2 protein-coding genes are annotated in these 1309 nt (G+C 57.8%); both read left to right on the forward strand.

Features of this window, described 5'->3' with window-relative positions; genetic code table 11:
• The first annotated feature begins 40 nt into the window (after window positions 1-40).
• The gene (locus tag IEV97_RS19975) at window positions 41-448 is read left to right on the forward strand and encodes a hypothetical protein (protein WP_188503260.1); all 408 of its coding nucleotides are present in this window, start codon (window positions 41-43) and stop codon (window positions 446-448) included.
• The gene (locus IEV97_RS19980) at window positions 382-1281 is read left to right on the forward strand and encodes an IS3 family transposase (protein ID WP_188503261.1); all 900 of its coding nucleotides are present in this window, start codon (window positions 382-384) and stop codon (window positions 1279-1281) included. The genes IEV97_RS19975 and IEV97_RS19980 overlap by 67 nt, the downstream gene beginning before the upstream one ends.
• Window positions 1282-1309 lie beyond the last annotated feature (28 nt).

Consider the following 1309-nt stretch of genomic DNA (forward strand, 5'->3'; position numbering starts at 1 on the left):
TGTACCGTCCTGAAATGAGTTGACACAAAAGTTGACTTATATGCAAGAGACGAGCAAGAGTGGCTTTTTGAGGAAGAGCCAAAAGGACTACAGCCTGGCCTTCAAGTTGTCAGTTGTGGACCAGGTTGAGAAAGGGCTGTTGACCTACAAGCAGGCCCAGGCCAGGTACGGCATCCAGGGCCGCTCGACTGTTTTGGTGTGGCTGCGTAAACACGGGCAGTTAGACTGGAAAAGCAAAACGCCCATGAAAGCCAAGCAGCCGCCCCGCAGCAGGATACAGGAACTGGAAGCCAGGATCAAACGCCTTGAGCAGGAGAAGGTGATCCTCAACCGGGCCATCGACATGGCCGACGAGCAGTTCGGCACTAGCATCCGAAAAAAGTGTTTGCCCCTCTCGCAGCAAGCTTTCCGGCCAAAGGGGCAGGAAGAACCACCCGAAAGCAAGTAGCCCAGAGCCTGGGCTACAGCCGGCAGTACCTCTACAAGCTGCAGAGGCAAGAGGCCACCAGGCAGCTTGTAGAGCAGCAGGTAAAGGCACTGGTCTGTGAGCAGCGCAAGCTGCTGCCACGGCTTGGCACCCGCAAGCTGCACTTCAAGCTCGGGCCGCAACTGCAGGCAAAGGGCATCAAGCTGGGCCGCGATAAGCTGTTTTGCCTGATGCGGGAGTTCGACCTGCTCATTGGCCCTAAGAGGCGCTATGTGCAGACGACCATGTCGCGCCATCACTTGCGTAAGTACCCCAACCTGGTCAAGGGGCTGCCGCTCACGGCCCCCGAGCAGGTATGGGCCAGCGACATCACCTATGTCAGGACCCGGCAGGGCACCTGTTATGTGAACCTGGTTACCGATGCTTTCAGCCGGCGGATCATGGGCTACACGGCAGCGGCAGACATGGAGGCGGTGAGCATGGGCCGTGCCCTTGTAATGGCCCTGAGCGCTAAACAGACTACGGCCGACACGATCCATCACTCGGACCGGGGACTGCAGTACTGCTCCCGCCACTACGTGGGCCTGGCCACAGAAAGGGGCCTGCGCATGAGCATGACCCAAGACTCGGATCCTTATGAGAACGCCCTGGCCGAGCGCATGAACCGCACCCTCAAGGAGGAGTTCGGCCTGGGCAACACGCTGGATAGCCTCAAACAGGTAGAGCTCTTGCTCAAGCAGGCCGTGGAACTTTACAACGCCCACAGACCGCATCTGGCCCTGAAAATGAAGACGCCCCAGCAGGTGCACCAAGAAAAAATCCCGGCCTGCCTAAACAAACCGGGACCTTGTTAAATCTGTCAACTTATTTCAGGACGATTCA

It is taken from the genome of Pontibacter amylolyticus (genome assembly GCF_014638845.1).
GTDB classification, from domain to species: Bacteria; Bacteroidota; Bacteroidia; order Cytophagales; family Hymenobacteraceae; genus Pontibacter; species Pontibacter amylolyticus.